Source organism: Bacteroides faecichinchillae JCM 17102, assembly GCF_000614145.1.
GTDB classification, from domain to species: Bacteria; Bacteroidota; Bacteroidia; order Bacteroidales; family Bacteroidaceae; genus Bacteroides; species Bacteroides faecichinchillae.
This window is the reverse complement of sequence record NZ_BAKK01000047.1, coordinates 1-16,222: the sequence shown is the minus strand read 5'-3', so window position 1 is coordinate 16,222 and position 16,222 is coordinate 1. Positions and strand designations below refer to the sequence as shown.

The window sequence follows — 16,222 nt, the reverse complement described above, 5'->3', positions numbered from 1 at the left end:
ATGAGAAGGTACAGTGGTCTTTTGCTTTTTCTGTTGTTATGTACGACAATGGCCGTTGCACAGAACACAAAATATGTGAATCTGTTTATCGGAACATCCGGCGATAACGGACAAGTAGCTCCCGGGGCCACTGTCCCTTTCGGAATGGTTTGTGTCTGTCCTGACAGTGACCCGCGTACACATGCGGGTTATGATTACGCAGTGACAAAAGTATCCGGTATTTCTGTCAATCGTCTCTCTGGAGTAGGTTGCAGCGGAGGTGGGGGAAACTTACGTATCCGACCTGTAGTACCTGCACAAGAGTTGCATATTGATAAATCTACTGAACAGGCAGTCCCAGGCTATTATACAACCGCTTTCACCAATGGCATTGTAACTGAATTGACGGCTACCAATGCTATGGCAGCGGAAATTTTTAAATTTAACCGGAATACTCCCACCGCATTATGGGTGGACTTTGCTTCCACTTTCGAAGGTGTGGCTACTTGTCAATATGAACGTGTGTCCGATACCTGTATAGAAGGATATGTAAAGGCGAGAAACGTTTGCGGACGTGGTCAATATAAACTCTATTTCTCTCTAAACACTGACCATCCCTTCCAGTTGCAGGAACAACAGGCAACTACAGCTGCTTTGAAGTTTGATGAAGAGATACATACGGTAGAAGTTCGCATCGGACTGTCTCCATTAAGTACAGCACTTGCCTCACAGGAATGTTCCCGCTGGAAAGAGATGAGTTTTTCCAATCTGAAACTTCAGGCTCTCGCTCAATGGGAAAAACAACTGCAAAACATTGATGTGAAAGGTGGAGAGCAAGATGATAAGATAATTTTCTACACATCGCTTTACCGAACCTTCCTGAGTCCGGTCGATGTCACTTCTCCCGATGGCGAATATTTGGGCACAGACGGAAAGAAGTATGTTTCAAAAGATTTTCGTTATTACAGCAATTGGTCATTATGGGATACCTTCCGTACTAAATTTCCTTTGTTGGTACTGACCGAACCAGTAAAGATGCGTGATATGGCTACTTCTCTGATTCATCTCTATGCCACAGGAAAGAAGGACTGGTCTACAGGATTCGAATCGACTCCGACCGTTCGAACCGAACATGCTGTTGTTTTATTGCTGGATACATACCGGAAAGGAATAACGAACCTTGATTTCCGTAAAGGATATGCCGGTATGAAAGAGGAGATGGAACGCTTGCCGATGCGTTCGCCCGACCAGAAGATGGAATCGGCTTATGATCTTTGGGCAATGGCTCAGATCGCAGATATTATCGATGAAAAAGAAGATGCAGAACTTTATAAGCAACGTTCTGCCAGTCTTTTCGAAGAAATCTGGAAAAAAGAATTTATGAACATCACTCCGGCTTTCGAAGTGATGAAGAACAATGGACTTTATCAGGGAACCCGCTGGCAATACAGATGGGCAGCCCCACAATATATCGACAAGATGATAGAATGGGTAGGGCAGGACTCGCTCCGCTCGCAACTCAGCTACTTCTTCGATCATCATTTGTACAATCAGGGTAATGAACCGGACATTCATGTCCCTTACCTGTTCAACCGTCTCGGAGCGCCGGAAGAAACCCAACAGCTTGTACGCAATCTGATGACTCAACCCATGATTCACAAATACGGAGGGAATGCGGAATTTCCTACTCCTTACTACGGTAAAGCATTTAAAAATGATCCCGTAGGGTATAGTCCAGAGATGGACGAAGATGACGGTACGATGAGTGCCTGGTACGTATTTGGTGCTATGGGCTTTTACCCACTCTTGGTGGGGGATGAATATTATGAGCTGACTTTGCCTCTTTTTGATAAGATTCAGCTTCGCCTGTCGAACGGAAAGAAACTGACTATCAAGGTAAAAGGACGGAAAAAGAAAGATGATTTGATCCGAAACATTCATTTCAATGGAAAGGTCATTGACGATTATCGTATTTCTCATCTGGAACTTCTGAAGGGAGGACATTTAGTATTTAATTGTAAGTAGTTTTTTTATTAATCAGGTGTGTAGCCTGTCTAATAGTTATGATAAAAAAGAATAGACGTTTAAAAGTAAGGTTTGCGGGTGTTTTGTTGACGGCGAGTCTGTTGACTACCGCTTGTGCTACTTCTTCAACCGGTGATGTGGTGAAGGTGGTGGACCGTCCCGATACGCAATCGGCAAACGTAAATTATGTGAGTTATCGTGCTCCACTTCAACCATTGAATTTTATCAAACTGCCTGTTGGTAGTGTTCAGCCAGAAGGATGGGTGAAAAAGTATCTTGAATTACAGCGTGAAGGATTGACCGGACATCTGGGAGAAATCAGTGCTTGGCTGGAAAAAGAAAATAATGCTTGGCTAACTACAGGTGGAGATCATGGTTGGGAAGAAGTTCCTTATTGGCTAAAGGGATATGGTAACCTGGCTTATATCTTGAATGACCCGAAAATGATTGCAGAGACAAAGGTCTGGCTGGAAGGAGTGTTTGCAAGCCAACAGCCGGATGGTTATTTCGGTCCTGTGAACGAACGTAACGGCAAACGTGAGCTGTGGGCACAGATGATTATGCTCTGGTGTTTGCAGTCATATTATGAATATTCAAACGATCAGCGGGTTATTGACCTGATGACTAATTATTTCAAATGGCAGATGACCGTACCTGATGATATGCTGTTGAAAGATTATTGGGAAAATAGTCGTGGAGGTGATAATATTATCAGTATTTATTGGCTTTACAACCGGACAGGAGATAAGTTCTTGCTTGATCTGGCAGAAAAGATTCACAGGAATACTGCTGATTGGACAAAATCTACTTCATTGCCCAACTGGCATAATGTGAATATCGCTCAGTGTTTCCGCGAACCGGCTACTTACTATATGCAGACAGGGGATTCGGCAATGCTGAAAGCTTCTTATAATGTACATAATCTGATTCGTCGTACTTTTGGTCAAGTGCCGGGTGGAATGTTTGGTGCTGATGAGAATGCTCGTATGGGATATATCGATCCTCGTCAGGGTGTAGAGACTTGCGGATTGGTTGAACAGATGGCGTCAGATGAAATTATGCTTTGCATGACCGGTGATCCTATGTGGGCAGAACATTGTGAAGAAGTAGCTTTCAATTCTTATCCTGCTGCTGTGATGCCCGATTTCAAGGCATTGCGTTATATCACTTGTCCGAACCATACAATTAGTGACTCCAAGAATCATCATCCGGGTATCGACAATAGTGGTCCGTTCCTTTCTATGAATCCGTTTAGCAGTCGTTGCTGTCAGCATAATCATGCTCAAGGTTGGCCTTACTTCTCAGAACACCTCGTGTTGGCGACTCCTGATAATGGGGTAGCAACTGCTATCTATGGAGCTTGCAAGGCAACAGTGAAAGTAGGTCAGGGAAAAGAAATCGTTCTTCACGAACAGACTAATTATCCTTTTGAAGAAGGAATTACATTTACGGTTTCTACCGATGAAAAGGTTGCTTTCCCGTTCTATCTCCGTATTCCTAGTTGGACTTCGGATGCTGAAGTGCGTGTTAATGGCAAGAAAGTGAGTGCTAAGCCTGTAGCAGGAAAATATCTTTGCATCGAACGCGAATGGACTGACGGTGATAAAGTGGAACTGACTTTACCGATGTCTCTTTCTATGCGCACTTGGCAGGTAAATAAGAATAGCGTAAGTGTGGACTACGGACCATTGACTATGTCTCTCAAGATAGACGAGAACTATGTGGCGAAAGATAGTCGCGAAACTGCTATCGGTGATTCTAAATGGCAGAAAGGTGCAGATTCTAAGAAATGGCCTACTACCGAGATTTATGCAAATAGTCCTTGGAACTATTCATTGGTATTAGACCAAAAAGAACCATTGAAGAATTTCAAAGTAGTGCGTAAAGAATGGCCGGCAGATAATTTCCCATTCACTGTAGGCAGTGTGCCTTTGGAAGTGAAAGCATTTGGTCGCCAGATTCCTAGTTGGAAAATAGACGAAACCGGAATCTGTGGCGTATTGCCTGAAGAAGATGCAGCGAAAGGCGCAAAAGAAGAGATTACTTTGATTCCGATGGGAGCAGCAAGATTGAGAATTTCTGCTTTCCCAAATACAAGGGAATAAGTATATAGAATTAACAACATGGACACTTTTATATATATAGAATCATCCTGCTAAAGAACTTAGATAAAAAAACGGGGCGTGTATTATTATGGCTGTGAGTTCATAATAATACGCGTCTTGAGCAGGTTGATACTTTTTTGATTTGATTATCAGGAGTTTTTTAGTTGGAATTATTAGAATATTGGGTAATTGAATTAAGTAGTTGCTTAGCTGCTTGGAGCAATACCTTACAACTTCTAATGGAAAGACAAAATTAATGCTAGTTACATTTTATTCAGATTATTACGTCGATGTTATATTAAGTTTCGTGTGCGCAAACGGTGATATTCTTATAGCATATATAGTCTGCTTCTGAGTCATATTCATTTTTATTAGTTACTTTATCTAGAGAAATAATATTTGTTTAATTTAAAATAGATAGAAACATGAGAAAAAACTTTTATTTTATTTATGTGCTATTTGCGATTGCATTATTAGTGACAGGTTCTGCCACAGCTCAAAATTATTTTGATAATTTTCCTGTAAAGGCTGATCCGAAGATTGTAGGAGAGAAGCTAAGCAAGCATTTCCTGGATGGCAAACACCAGTTATATTTCGATAGAGGAATACATTATGCCGAAGTATGTACATGGTATGGGGCACTTCGGTTTGCTGAATTAACCCAAAATAAGGAATTGATAAAGAATTTGAGAAATCGTTTCGAATTACTGTTCCATATAGAGAAGAATCTCCTTCCTCCTCCGATCCATGTAGATCAGAATATGTTTGGATGTCTGCCTTTAAGATTGTATAGTATCACAAAGGACGAACGTTATCGGGAACTCGGACTTCTGTATGCCGATACTCAATGGACCCTTCCTGCAAATGCGAATGAAGAAGAACGCAATTGGGACAAGAAAGGTCATTCATGGCAAACCCGTCTTTGGATTGATGATATGTATATGATTACTATTGTGCAATCCGAGGCTTATAAAGTTACAGGTGATACAAAATATATGAATAGAGCTGCCGCAGAGATGGTTCTGTATCTGGATGAATTGCAACATCCCAATGGTTTGTTCTATCATGCCCCGGATGTTCCTTATTATTGGGGACGTGGAGACGGATGGATGGCTGTAGGTATGACAGAGTTACTGTTTAATCTACCGCAGAATGATCCTAACAGAGAGAGAATAATGAAAGGATATGTTCTGATGATGAACAATCTGAAAAAATATGTAAACAGAGATGGTCTTTGGAATCAGTTGATAGATACTCCTGAATCTTGGACGGAAACATCGGGATCGGCAATGTTTACTTATGCTATGATTGTAGGGGTTAAGAACGGATGGTTGAATGCAGAAGAATTTGCTCCTGTTGCACGCAGAGCCTGGCTTTCATTGTGTAACTATATAGACGATAACAATGACCTTACCGAAGTTTGTATTGGAACTGGTAAGAAAAACAGTAAGCAGTATTATCTGGACCGCCCTCGTATTGCCGGAGATTATCATGGACAGGCTCCTATCTTGTGGTGTGCTTATGCTTTGCTAAATAAGTAAGATTAAGAATTGACTATATAGATTCCTTCAAATCTCTATATATTTAAAAGTGAGTAAGTAATAGAGGTTTGAGGGAATATTTCTTCTTTCTAATTAGAAAAAAATAGGGAACTGGACCTCAATAAAGTAAATTTCCATACTTAAAACTGAATCATTGGTAAAATGCTTGTTAATGTCTTGGATTCTAGCTAATATTGTAAACAGGGATAGTAGTTGAACTAAAGATAAAGAGAACTATGATTGCATTTGAAGTAACTATAAATGATGATAAACCAATAGTGGTGGGTGGCAATAACGTAACAACTGCCATTTTATCTTATGGATATTCTGGAGCAGATAAGATTTATTTGGGTGGATTAGATTGTTACCGTTATATTTCTTGGTTTAAAGGAAAACCGGAAAAAGGTGATAAAGTTGTGATCAAAGTTATCGAAACAGATCATATATCACCTATATTAGAGACTAAAAACTGTGATCGCAGTGAGATGAAAACAAGGTTTGAACAACTTAAGACAGAACTTCTTGAAAAGGGGCTTATATAGAATATGAAAGGACTTATTGTAAAATTCGAAGATAAGCTTTGTAAAGCTGGCATTCCTGGTAGTGGGGTAAGCCTTCTTGCAACTATCGCCCACTATGATGATCCTTTCTGGAACATTGGTGGTTTAAAAGTGCCGGATGAAGTCCACCAAATATGGAATGGTGGTATGCTTAAAGTCGGAGATCGAATAGAAATCGAATTTGCAGAGTTCGATGAGGCTTCTGAGCCTATTGCAGAAGAAAAACATTCTTGTTGTAAATTGGATAATTCAGCGGATGATGATCCAGAAATCTGGAAACATAAGCTTGATACTTATTATGAGTTGAAGAAAGTGCTAGAAGAAGAGCATATTATAGAGAAGGAATAAGTATTTTAAATAATTAAAAGTTTGATATTATGTCAGGTACAGGTTTGATGCTATTGTTTTGTACTGTGATGTCAGTTGTGTTGAATATATATTATATAAAACCTGTTTGGGCGAAACTCAAAACAAAACGGGCGGCACATTTTCGTTTTACATTCTGGCTAATAGGTAGTATAGGACTTGTTGTATATTTAATGATAGAGTGTTGGAGGTTGGTATTGAAAGATCTATTTGTATAAATGCCTTTATATAGAAAGGAGACGTTGCTTATATCAGGTTTCCTTCTATCAGTATCTATATCTGTGCCACCCTATTGGCATACTTGTGCCAGCAGGGTGGCACAGTCGTACCAATAAGGTGGCATTCTTGTGCCAATAAGGTGACACAATCAAATTGTATATGACTTTTGTGATTAAGATTATATAGCATTGAATAAGAGTACCATGATGTTAGATAGTACAAATTATTATGTATTACTTTTTATGTGTTTATTTGTTGAAATGAGTAAGTCTAAAATGCTATTTAGTTATTTAATTCCGATTCATCTTATTATTCGTACATAGATGGATAGCTTAGGATGAAGAGAATAATGTAAACTTAATGAAATCAGAAATGATAAGTTGATCTCTGGAAATCATGTGAATGATCTGCTGAGACAAAATATTGTGAATTAATGAGCCGAAATATAAATGATAGGTATTGAATCCCGTAATTACTTATTTTATACCTTTGCAGAGGCAAAATTACTAGACGAGAGTATTAATGAGATAGAAATAATAGAGATATGAAACGAACAATTTATCCTTTCAAGCAATTATTATCGGGTGGTCTATTGTGTGTTATCGTTGTAATAGCCGCCTATTTATTTGAAGTTCTTTTCCCTAAAATGTATGTAGATGCTTTCTCATCCTCAGTATATCTTTCATTTTGGATGGTGCTTTTAGTGGGAGCTATGATTTGGACGTTTCGGGAACCAGGAATACATGGGATAGCCTCTGAAATAACAGATTGGCAACTCATAGCCGCTTTCTTCTTGTTTGTATCAGATAGAATTTATGTTATGATGCCAAAAGAGGTTCACGAAGTTGTGGGTCCAATGTTATCCACTTATACGTTGCCAATATTAATTATTGGGAGTTTAATAGTAACAGGTTTAATAAAGTTTTCTACTTCATTATATAAGAGATTAGAAAACGAGCGGAAACAAAATGCACTTCAAACGCAGAGAATTCAGCAACTACTTGATACTCCTCCAACACAACATAAAAGCTGTAGATTGATTCGTAAACTTATAATAAATGAATCTATTGCCCAGCTTTCTGCGAGTGAGAATCTACAACTAGTAGAAGAATGTCAGATAATTGATTTGGCCTTTTTTAATTGGTTGAGAAAACAGCAACTCCCACAAACTCCTCCTCCGCGTGATATTATTCTGTGTGTACTTATTAGGATGTTAAAAACGAAAGAGGAGATATTGACCATTTTCAGCATTACAAATGAAAACTATCGTGTCTTGAAATCTCGTGCACGAAAGCGTTTAGGAATTGAAGATGATGATTGGGAAACATTTATAAAGAAACTAAAGTAATTAGATTTTTAATATATCAATCCATTTATTAATTCTACTAAAGATTTAGTAGCAGTGACAAGCCCGCCCAATATAGCAACATAGAACCAAACTCTTTTATTGGAGTATGGAACCTTAGGGAATGTGTCTATTGCGCCAATTATTATAACTATCCATGAAAGGAAAATAAAGAAATTGATTAAAAAGATTTGAATAGTAATATCTAGACCTTTTATAAATAGGTCTAAATAACACGATATGAAAATGAAACAACAAACTATACAGTATAAAATGATATACCATATAGCTTTTAGTTTTAGTTTCCTATACATTCTTGATATGCTTTTTCAGCCATTCTTACCTCGAAATTATATTTTGCTGCAACGTTAATATAGCAAAGTTGGGCAACAGCTGGTACACTACCACAATCTACAACAGAATCATCAAATTTTGCTTTAGCTCTAGTTTTTGCTTCCTTTAGTTCTTTTTCACATTCGGAAGTGTTTCCTCCTCCTTCTTGTCGTGTCTTTAAGGGAGATATCCTTGTTTGTAAACGGCTTTCTGCAAATGACACAAATAATTGCGTCTTCTCTTCTTCACTTAATCTCAAAAAACCGGTCTGGTTGAAGAGGTTTTCCCTAGCCTTGTCCATCTTTTGTAATACGTCATTCATATCTGCCTTTTTAATGACTTCAGCCATATAATCATCATCATTCATATTCTCTATAAGATATTCATATTCTTCTTCATTTAATGTAGAAGTGTAAGTCTTAAATTTCTCAGCTAGAAGTTCACTATTCATTTCAAATTCCCAAAATTCGTCTGAAGAAGCGATAGAATCAATAAGTGTATATTCTCCATTCATCATTCTCGATGAGAATGCGCGTGTTTTAGCTATCCCATTTGTCCCCGCTTCTGTTTCGTCAGTGTAGTAGTCATCGTTACTACAGCTATAAATAAAGAATGTAGCTAATATTCCACAAGCAAATACTATTACATACGATAGATTTCTCATTCTTTTTCCAGTCATGATTATTTTGATTTTAGATTTGCTACAAAGTAAGCGAAAAAATACAAATTTGGAGGAAAATATTTGTTCTAAAAATAAAAATATCGGTTCTGATTAATAAAAGTCTGTCTACGAATGTTACAATATGAGTATAAAATGCCTTTTTACTATGTAGATAAGTTGCTTATAATTAGAGTTATAGATATTTTTGTGCTGTAACGCCCTATTGGATTCTAATAAAAGGACGCTTATCTTTGCATAAGTAAAAAACAAAAGAATAGCATAAAAATATTGATAATGATTATTCGTGTTGTTTTGTTCTTCAGATAGAAAATATACTTATTATACTAACGTGTATAGATAATAATATTGATTGAAATATTAAAGGTTTGGCGGGAGTACTCTCGGGGGAGAGCATGTTTCATTAATAACATTGTATGAAAAACTTCTTCTTTATCGTTTCAGAGGTCAAACTCTGATAGAAAGGGAAAAAGGTTTTTTTATAGAAGAGCGTCCCGTCAACCTTTATTTTTTATATAGCGCTGAAATCCTAAACCTTTTATAACAATATTCGATATTTTAATTAAAAAAGTACTCAACAAAGTATTCCGGAATAAATTGAAATGATCTCTCTTCTTTATAACCATTATTTTCGTCGGTTGCTATGGTGGGTCTTTACTTTGTTGAATAATAGTATCTCATTGAAAATACATAATTTCTGTTGTATCATCATGGACTAAATTTATCATCCTTATACTCCGAACTGATACGTTTTGACCATTTTTCAGTTAATTTGTATTTTAGGGCTACCGACATGCCTATTCCTGTATATGCTTGTTCGGGAGTATTTCTGAGTAAAGCTATTATTTTTTTCATTCATAGCTTTGTCTCCGGTTTTTCTCCAGTAATCAAGACCTATTTTAGCTTATTCGAGAAGCTTTATTTCCATAAGTATTCAATATCAATGATGCTATCACCACTTTTTATTTCTTCATCACCTTTGCGGATAATATCTATCATAGCAGAAGATTTCTTCCAATGAAATAATAACTACATTTTCGTTTCCTAAGCGGTGAACAATTAACGGTTTACTGTCATTTATAACTCCGTTAAGATAACTTTCCAGGTTGTTTCTTAGTTCTGAATAATTGGTCGATTTTTCTGAATCGTTTTCATGTAAGATACACATATAAATGCTATCTTTGTGAGCATCAAGATCGTCTTATATTAAGCCAATTTATAAATTAATAAGTTGAGGCCTAAAGAAAATAATAAAAAATGTGTACCAAGAGTAACGAAAAGGCGGAAGAGAGGGAGATAGTCTTGTTTTTATTAAACTGGCATAAAACAACGAGAATTTTATGTAAGTATGTATTATATAAAACACATGATAAACAGAGACATATGAAGCAAGTAGTTTATTCTTTTAAACAATTATTTTCGGGTGGTTTGTTGTGCTGTGGTGTCATTGTTATAGCATATCTGTCCGAAATCATTTTTCCAGAATTGTATGTTGATGCATTTTCGTCTTCAATCTATCTCACATTGTGGATGGTATTGTTTGTGGGTGCATTACTTTGGACCATTCGCGAACCGGGTGCCCAAGGATTGGGGGCTGAAATAACCGATTGGCAATTTATTGCAGCCTTTCTTTTGTTTATGGCTAATAGAGCTTTTGAGTTAATGCCAAAAGAAATTCATCGTATCATGGACAGTGTTGTCTACCTATACATTGCCAGCGTTGATTATTGGTGGAATTGTGGTAGCAGGCATAATCAAGTTTACATCTACTTTGTATAAGAGGTTAGAGGAAGAACGACGACAGGCAATTCTCCAAACGCAAAGAATTAGAGAATTGGTAGATTCTCCACCACCTCCACAAAAAGGACTATTATTATTTCGTAAACTCATTGAAAATAAGTCTATTGCTCAATTTACTCCAAGTGAGATCTCGCTATTGCTAGAAGGATGTCATGCAATTGATCCAGTCTTTTTCAGTTGGCTAAAAAGCAGAACATTCAACCTTTACCTCCAGCACGTGACATTATCTTATGTATCCTCATTCGAATGAGAAAAAGTAAAGAAGAGATATTGTCTATCTTGTGTATTACTGATGGCTCTTATCGCGTTATGAAATCCCGTGCGCGAAAGAGATTTAATATTGAAGATGATGATTGGGAGGCATTCTTACAGAAATTGAAGTAATGTTTATATTAGAGTGTTTATTAATTCAGCAAATGATTTAATAACACCTACGATACTCATCATTATTGTATAATAGAACCATACTCTTTTATTAGATAACTTATATTTTGGAAGTGTTTTCACTACACCTATTATAAGAATTATCCATGATATGAATTGAAAAAAATTCATAAGAAAAAATTGGAGGGTGTAATTAATGTCCTCCATTATATAATTTAGATAGCAAATACCAATACTAATGCCACAAATTATACAGTATAAAATGATGTATTTAATTAATTCCCTATACATTCCTGGTAGTGTTTTTTTGCCCATTCTAGTTCGCAGTTACGCCTAGCTGCCGCTTGTATATAGCAGGGATAAGGTATTATTATACTATCACACAATAATACATTAGAGTTATAATTGTTTTCGGCTTGTAGGATCTCAGCTTCCCGTTTCTTTTCACATTCAGATATGTTTCCCCCTTCCTGTCTTGTTTTCAATAGATTTGCCTTAGTTTTTGAACGGCTCTCGGCAAACTGCATAATTAATTGTGCTTTTTCATCTTCACTTAATCTTAGAAATCCAGTGTTTTTCACCAAATTTTCTTTTGCTTTATTCATTTGTTGTAGTACTTCTTCCATATTAGCCACTTGAATGAATTCTTTCATGTAATCATCATTATTCAGATTTTCCATAAGCTTATCATAATCTTCTTCTCCTAATGATGAAACATAAGCATCAAATTTTTGTGCAAGAAGTTCACTACTCAGTTGAAATTCCCAGAACTCATCAGAAGCAGCAATAGAATCAATAAGTGTATCACCTATTCCCATTGTTCTAGATGAAAGAGCGCGAGTTGAAATTATACCGTTCTCTTCTCTTTGTGCTTCGTCAGCATAATATTCATCATTACTACAACTATAGATAAAGAAGGTAGTTAGTATTACACAAACAGATGCAATTACATACGAGATACTTTTCATTGTATTACCAGTCATGATTTTTCTAAATTTTAAATTTGCTACAAAGTAAGTGGAAAAATGTAAATTAGAGGGAAAATATCTATTCTAAAAATAGAAAAATCAGTTCTTATGTATGATCTGTATATTGTGCAAATGTTACAATATTAGGTGTAAATTGATTATTTTATTTGGCTAATTACTTAATAATGAGGGTGGAATATTCCTGTATGGTGTAACAAATGGTTGCATAGTATTGAAAAGTGTAATACTTTAGCAAAGAAATGAAAAGTTTAACAAGGGCAAAGGTAACTAATAATATTAATATGAGTTGTCTTATTTTCTAGAAAAATAGCTTTATTATATTTATTGTATGTATTGAACGAAAATTTAAGGTTTGGTGGAAACGTACATGGGGGAATGTTCAAAATGCATTTAGTGAATGACTTTTTCTCTCTTGTAATAGAAACAAAACATAGAGTAACAAATGTATGCTTATTGTTTACCAGACTCTAGTTGAAAAGAGAAAAATGTTTTTCACTATTGCTGTTTCTGCCAACCTTTTATTTTTAATGTGGCATAAAAAGATGTGTATGGAATATTTCGGTTTATAACTACTTTTCTTTTTATTTTAAAGATTCCACCTTTGCAAACTTCATTCGGTTTAGTCGATATTATTTTCTTCACATGCAGAATTTATTTAGTTGATGATGAATTGATGTTACAATATATAATGAGAATATATTTTTGGGTGCCTTAATCTGCTAATATACAATAGGTATGAAAAGAAAGAAATGTAACAGGCTCTTGTGTAGCGATGAGGTTGTCTGTATCTTTGTCAGTGTTATACAGTTATAGGTGTATTTAATAGTTGCAATTATAAATATAAAGTAGGGTTTCAGGTACGATGAAAATATTGATAAAATTATTTTTTGTTTGTTCGTTTGTTGTTATTGGGGATTTTCTTTTTTTCTCTTGTACAGGGACAAAAAAGAAGGTTCCGGCAGTTTCTTTATTAGAGAGTGCCCTACAGCAAGCTGGTGAAAATCGTATCGAACTGGAAAAAGTATTGTCTCACTATCAAACAGAACCGACAGATAGTTTGAAATATAAAGCAGCATGTTTTTTGATAGAAAATATGCCTTATTATACCTATTATAAAGGAAAGCAGTTGGAACAGTATCTTACATATTATACTTTATTACAAGAAACACGTGGAATGGGAATCTCTCCTAATTTGTTAGTTGATTCTATTCACTATATGTATGGAGTGCTTCAATTGGATTCTTTGCAATTTTGCAAGGATATCGAAACGGTAGATTCTGCATATCTTTGTAATAACATTGAATGGGCGTTTAAGGTTTGGCAGGAGCAACCATGGGGGAAAAATGTTTCATTTGCAGTTTTTTGTGAATACCTTCTTCCTTATCGTATTGGTGACGAGACTTTGAGTAGCTGGCGGGAAAACATTTATCGGAAGTATAATCCTCTGCTCGATTCTTTGCGGGCATCCGGTGTACTTGATAAAGCTGATCCGATTGTAGCAGCTCGTTGTTTGCTCGACTCTATTCGTAAAGAGGGAACAGTTTTCACAACTGTAGCTCCTGCCAATCTTCCCCATGTGGGACCCGAAGTTGCTCAACAAAAAACCGGCAGTTGTCGTGAAACAACAGATTTTGTGGTTTACGTTTGTCGTGCATTGGGAATTCCTTGTGCAATTGATTTTATGCCGATACGTGGCGATGAGAATGATAGTCATCAATGGATCTCGTTTACCGATAAATATGGTACGCTTTATTATCATGAATTTCCTAATGGGGTGAGTGAGGTTAGGAAAGATGGAGTGTGCGCAATTCCTAAAATCAAAGTGTATCGTAATACATTTAGTCTGAATTGTTCCATGCAGGAAGATATGCAGCTGTTGGATACAGCTATCGTCCCTCTTTTTAAGGACCCTCATTTAGTGGATGTTACTTTTTCGTATACAAAAAACTTTAAGAAGGAATTGATAATTCCTGAATCAACTATTTATAAAGGTAGACCTCATTCCCGGATTGCTTATCTCTGTGCAAGTAGATTGATGGAATGGGAACCTGTTGCATGGGCCGAGTTTGATGGTAGAAAACTTGTCTTTAACGATATACAGAAAGGTCCTGTAATGCGTGTAGCTACATATGAACAGGGACGTCTTCGTTTCTGGACAGATCCTTTTGAGATTGATATTTCCAATGAGTTTCATTTTTATACTCCCTCGGATAGTGTGCAGGATGTTACTTTATTCGCTAAATATACTTTACAGAGAGAGGACTTTTTTCGCAACCGTATGATCGGCGGAACTTTTGAAGGAAGCAATGATCCTGCTTTCCGTGAGAAAGATATTTTGTATAGGATAGACAAGAAGCCGGAGCGTTTGCAAACGGTGGTTCAGCCTTATGCTTTGAAGGCTTATCGTTATGTTAGATATATTGGTCCGAGGGATGCACATTGCAACATTGCAGAAGTAGCATTTTATACATTGGATGATACTGTTCCTTTAAAAGGGAAAGTGATTGGAACTCCTGGATGTTTTCAGAAAGATGGTTCGCATGAATATACGAATACTTTTGATGGAGACGTAACGACCTCTTATGATTATATTGAACCTTCCGGAGGTTGGGCGGGACTTGATCTGGGGACTCCGAAGCAGATCGGAAAGATTGTTTATACTCCCCGCAGCTATGATAATTATATTCGTCCTGGAGATGAATATGAATTATTTTATTGTGCAAAGCGGGATAAATGGAGATCACTTGGAAGGCAGATTTCCGGAGCAGATTCATTGTCATATAAAAATGTTCCTGCTAATACGTTATTATTGTTGAAAAACTACTCGCGTGGTATTCAGGAACGTATTTTTAAATATGAGGATGGAAGACAAGTTTGGAGGTAAGAGCTGTCTGGCGTTTTTTATAATTAATATAGTGCGCATATAATGATAACATTTAAACCAACAGTTGTTCAAGGTAGTTTGCTAGTCTTATGTTTAACTGCCGTATTTGTATATTCTCTGTCGTTTACAGATCCTTATATCGTTCCTAAATGGTTATTTGTAATATTAATCACTTTAGGAATGGGCTTGTATGTCTCTATCAGAATATTACTGCGAAAGCCTGTGGTTATGGATTTGCCTTTGGTCGGAATAAGTATTGTTGGCATCTGTTGTTTGCAAGCATTATATGGTTTATTGCAATACTTTAATGTGTTTTCTTCAAACTCCGTTTATCCGATCACAGGCAGCTTTGACAACCCTGCGGGGTTTGCAATTACTCTTTCTGCCGGTTTCCCTTTTATTGGATTTTTAATTCAAAAAAGTAATCATAAGTATATTCAATACCTGGGGTGGACAATTGGAATTATCCTTTTGGCAGCAGTATTCTTATCTGGTTCGAGAGCCGGAATTGTCAGTATTGTGGCCATTTGTACCATATTCTTTTATAGCCGGTTTATTTGTAAAGGGATATGGAACTATTTATTATCTGGTGGGCTGATCCTGCTTTTAGTATGTTCCTATTGGATGAAAAAGGATTCTGCTGATGGCAGAATGCTTATTTGGCAATGTGGTATAAATATGGTAAAGGACTCGCCTTGGATCGGACATGGAGTGGGTTGCTTCGAGGCTCATTATATGGATTATCAAGCTGAATATTTTGAATTACATGGGCAACAGAGTCGCTTTGCTATGTTAGCCGATAATGTAAAGCAACCGTTTAATGAATATCTGGGAGTTCTTTTGAATTTTGGGATTATTGGTTTGCTGGTTTTGGCTGCAATCATATTCTTACTGTTTTATTGCTATGAAATGAATGTCACTAATGAAAAGAGAATAGCTCTGTATGCGCTAATCTCGATAGGTATATTTTCATTATTCTCTTATCCGTTTACTTATCCTTTTACTTGGATTAT

The 16,222-nt window shown here is 36.5% G+C and carries 13 protein-coding genes; 9 read left to right on the top strand and 4 right to left on the bottom strand.

Annotated elements, in window-relative coordinates; genetic code table 11:
* The 6 genes from JCM17102_RS17655 to JCM17102_RS17620 all read left to right on the top strand — a co-directional run bounded on the left by JCM17102_RS17655 (position 1) and on the right by JCM17102_RS17620 (position 8,143).
* Positions 1 to 2,004, top strand: coding sequence for a glycoside hydrolase domain-containing protein (locus JCM17102_RS17655; protein WP_033887043.1), 2,004 nt, complete (start codon positions 1 to 3; stop codon positions 2,002 to 2,004).
* Between the two features lie 38 nt (positions 2,005 to 2,042).
* Positions 2,043 to 4,109: a beta-L-arabinofuranosidase domain-containing protein gene (locus JCM17102_RS17650; protein ID WP_369897690.1), complete on the top strand. Its 2,067-nt coding sequence runs from the start codon at positions 2,043 to 2,045 to the stop codon at positions 4,107 to 4,109.
* 425 nt (positions 4,110 to 4,534) lie between these two features.
* Positions 4,535 to 5,650, top strand: coding sequence for a glycoside hydrolase family 88/105 protein (locus JCM17102_RS17645; protein ID WP_025076104.1), 1,116 nt, complete (start codon positions 4,535 to 4,537; stop codon positions 5,648 to 5,650).
* A gap of 236 nt (positions 5,651 to 5,886) precedes the next feature.
* A complete protein-coding gene (locus JCM17102_RS17640; RefSeq protein WP_025076103.1) occupies positions 5,887 to 6,192 on the top strand; it encodes a hypothetical protein in 306 nt (101 codons plus the stop codon).
* A gap of 3 nt (positions 6,193 to 6,195) precedes the next feature.
* Positions 6,196 to 6,558 (top strand): hypothetical protein, encoded by a 363-nt coding sequence (locus tag JCM17102_RS17635; RefSeq protein WP_025076102.1) that lies wholly within the window; start codon positions 6,196 to 6,198, stop codon positions 6,556 to 6,558.
* A gap of 781 nt (positions 6,559 to 7,339) precedes the next feature.
* Positions 7,340 to 8,143 carry a hypothetical protein gene (locus JCM17102_RS17620; protein ID WP_025076101.1) on the top strand — a complete coding sequence of 268 codons (804 nt, stop codon included), beginning with the start codon at positions 7,340 to 7,342 and terminating at the stop codon, positions 8,141 to 8,143.
* Between the two features lie 295 nt (positions 8,144 to 8,438).
* Here JCM17102_RS17620 and JCM17102_RS17615 read toward each other — a convergent pair whose 3' ends face one another.
* The 3 genes from JCM17102_RS17615 to JCM17102_RS29950 all read right to left on the bottom strand — a co-directional run bounded on the left by JCM17102_RS17615 (position 8,439) and on the right by JCM17102_RS29950 (position 10,320).
* Positions 8,439 to 9,137 (bottom strand): hypothetical protein, encoded by a 699-nt coding sequence (locus tag JCM17102_RS17615; RefSeq protein WP_275564426.1) that lies wholly within the window; start codon positions 9,135 to 9,137, stop codon positions 8,439 to 8,441.
* A 723-nt stretch (positions 9,138 to 9,860) separates the two neighbouring features.
* On the bottom strand, positions 9,861 to 9,947 hold the full coding sequence (locus JCM17102_RS31930) for a hypothetical protein (protein WP_245798618.1): 87 nt from the start codon (positions 9,945 to 9,947) through the stop codon (positions 9,861 to 9,863).
* 178 nt (positions 9,948 to 10,125) lie between these two features.
* Positions 10,126 to 10,320, bottom strand: coding sequence for a type II toxin-antitoxin system Phd/YefM family antitoxin (locus tag JCM17102_RS29950; RefSeq protein ID WP_245798616.1), 195 nt, complete (start codon positions 10,318 to 10,320; stop codon positions 10,126 to 10,128).
* A gap of 215 nt (positions 10,321 to 10,535) precedes the next feature.
* Here JCM17102_RS29950 and JCM17102_RS31925 point away from each other — a divergent pair, with 215 nt between their 5' ends.
* A complete protein-coding gene (locus JCM17102_RS31925; protein ID WP_275564425.1) occupies positions 10,536 to 10,931 on the top strand; it encodes a hypothetical protein in 396 nt (131 codons plus the stop codon).
* Positions 10,932 to 11,611: 680 nt separating this feature from the next.
* On the opposite strand, the gene JCM17102_RS17585 is transcribed toward JCM17102_RS31925, so the two are convergent.
* Positions 11,612 to 12,319 (bottom strand): hypothetical protein, encoded by a 708-nt coding sequence (locus tag JCM17102_RS17585; RefSeq protein WP_033887038.1) that lies wholly within the window; start codon positions 12,317 to 12,319, stop codon positions 11,612 to 11,614.
* Between the two features lie 868 nt (positions 12,320 to 13,187).
* On the opposite strand from JCM17102_RS17585, the gene JCM17102_RS17580 reads away from it, so the two are divergent.
* On the top strand, positions 13,188 to 15,209 hold the full coding sequence (locus JCM17102_RS17580) for a transglutaminase domain-containing protein (protein WP_025076097.1): 2,022 nt from the start codon (positions 13,188 to 13,190) through the stop codon (positions 15,207 to 15,209).
* A 42-nt stretch (positions 15,210 to 15,251) separates the two neighbouring features.
* On the top strand, positions 15,252 to 16,222 hold a 971-nt coding region (locus JCM17102_RS24645; protein ID WP_025076096.1), incomplete at its 3' end, for an O-antigen ligase family protein.

What these genes read in the sequence shown, in the direction of transcription:
- JCM17102_RS17655 (WP_033887043.1), top strand. Translation starts at nt 1, where the DNA reads ATGAGAAGGTACAGTGGTCTTTTGCTTTTTCTGTTGTTATGTACGACA.
- JCM17102_RS17650 (WP_369897690.1), top strand. Translation starts at nt 2,043, where the DNA reads ATGATAAAAAAGAATAGACGTTTAAAAGTAAGGTTTGCGGGTGTTTTG.
- JCM17102_RS17645 (WP_025076104.1), top strand. Translation starts at nt 4,535, where the DNA reads ATGAGAAAAAACTTTTATTTTATTTATGTGCTATTTGCGATTGCATTA.
- JCM17102_RS17640 (WP_025076103.1), top strand. Translation starts at nt 5,887, where the DNA reads ATGATTGCATTTGAAGTAACTATAAATGATGATAAACCAATAGTGGTG.
- JCM17102_RS17635 (WP_025076102.1), top strand. Translation starts at nt 6,196, where the DNA reads ATGAAAGGACTTATTGTAAAATTCGAAGATAAGCTTTGTAAAGCTGGC.
- JCM17102_RS17620 (WP_025076101.1), top strand. Translation starts at nt 7,340, where the DNA reads ATGAAACGAACAATTTATCCTTTCAAGCAATTATTATCGGGTGGTCTA.
- JCM17102_RS17615 (WP_275564426.1), bottom strand. Translation starts at nt 9,137, where the DNA reads ATGAGAAATCTATCGTATGTAATAGTATTTGCTTGTGGAATATTAGCT.
- JCM17102_RS31930 (WP_245798618.1), bottom strand. Translation starts at nt 9,947, where the DNA reads ATGTCGGTAGCCCTAAAATACAAATTAACTGAAAAATGGTCAAAACGT.
- JCM17102_RS29950 (WP_245798616.1), bottom strand. Translation starts at nt 10,320, where the DNA reads ATGTGTATCTTACATGAAAACGATTCAGAAAAATCGACCAATTATTCA.
- JCM17102_RS31925 (WP_275564425.1), top strand. Translation starts at nt 10,536, where the DNA reads ATGAAGCAAGTAGTTTATTCTTTTAAACAATTATTTTCGGGTGGTTTG.
- JCM17102_RS17585 (WP_033887038.1), bottom strand. Translation starts at nt 12,319, where the DNA reads ATGACTGGTAATACAATGAAAAGTATCTCGTATGTAATTGCATCTGTT.
- JCM17102_RS17580 (WP_025076097.1), top strand. Translation starts at nt 13,188, where the DNA reads ATGAAAATATTGATAAAATTATTTTTTGTTTGTTCGTTTGTTGTTATT.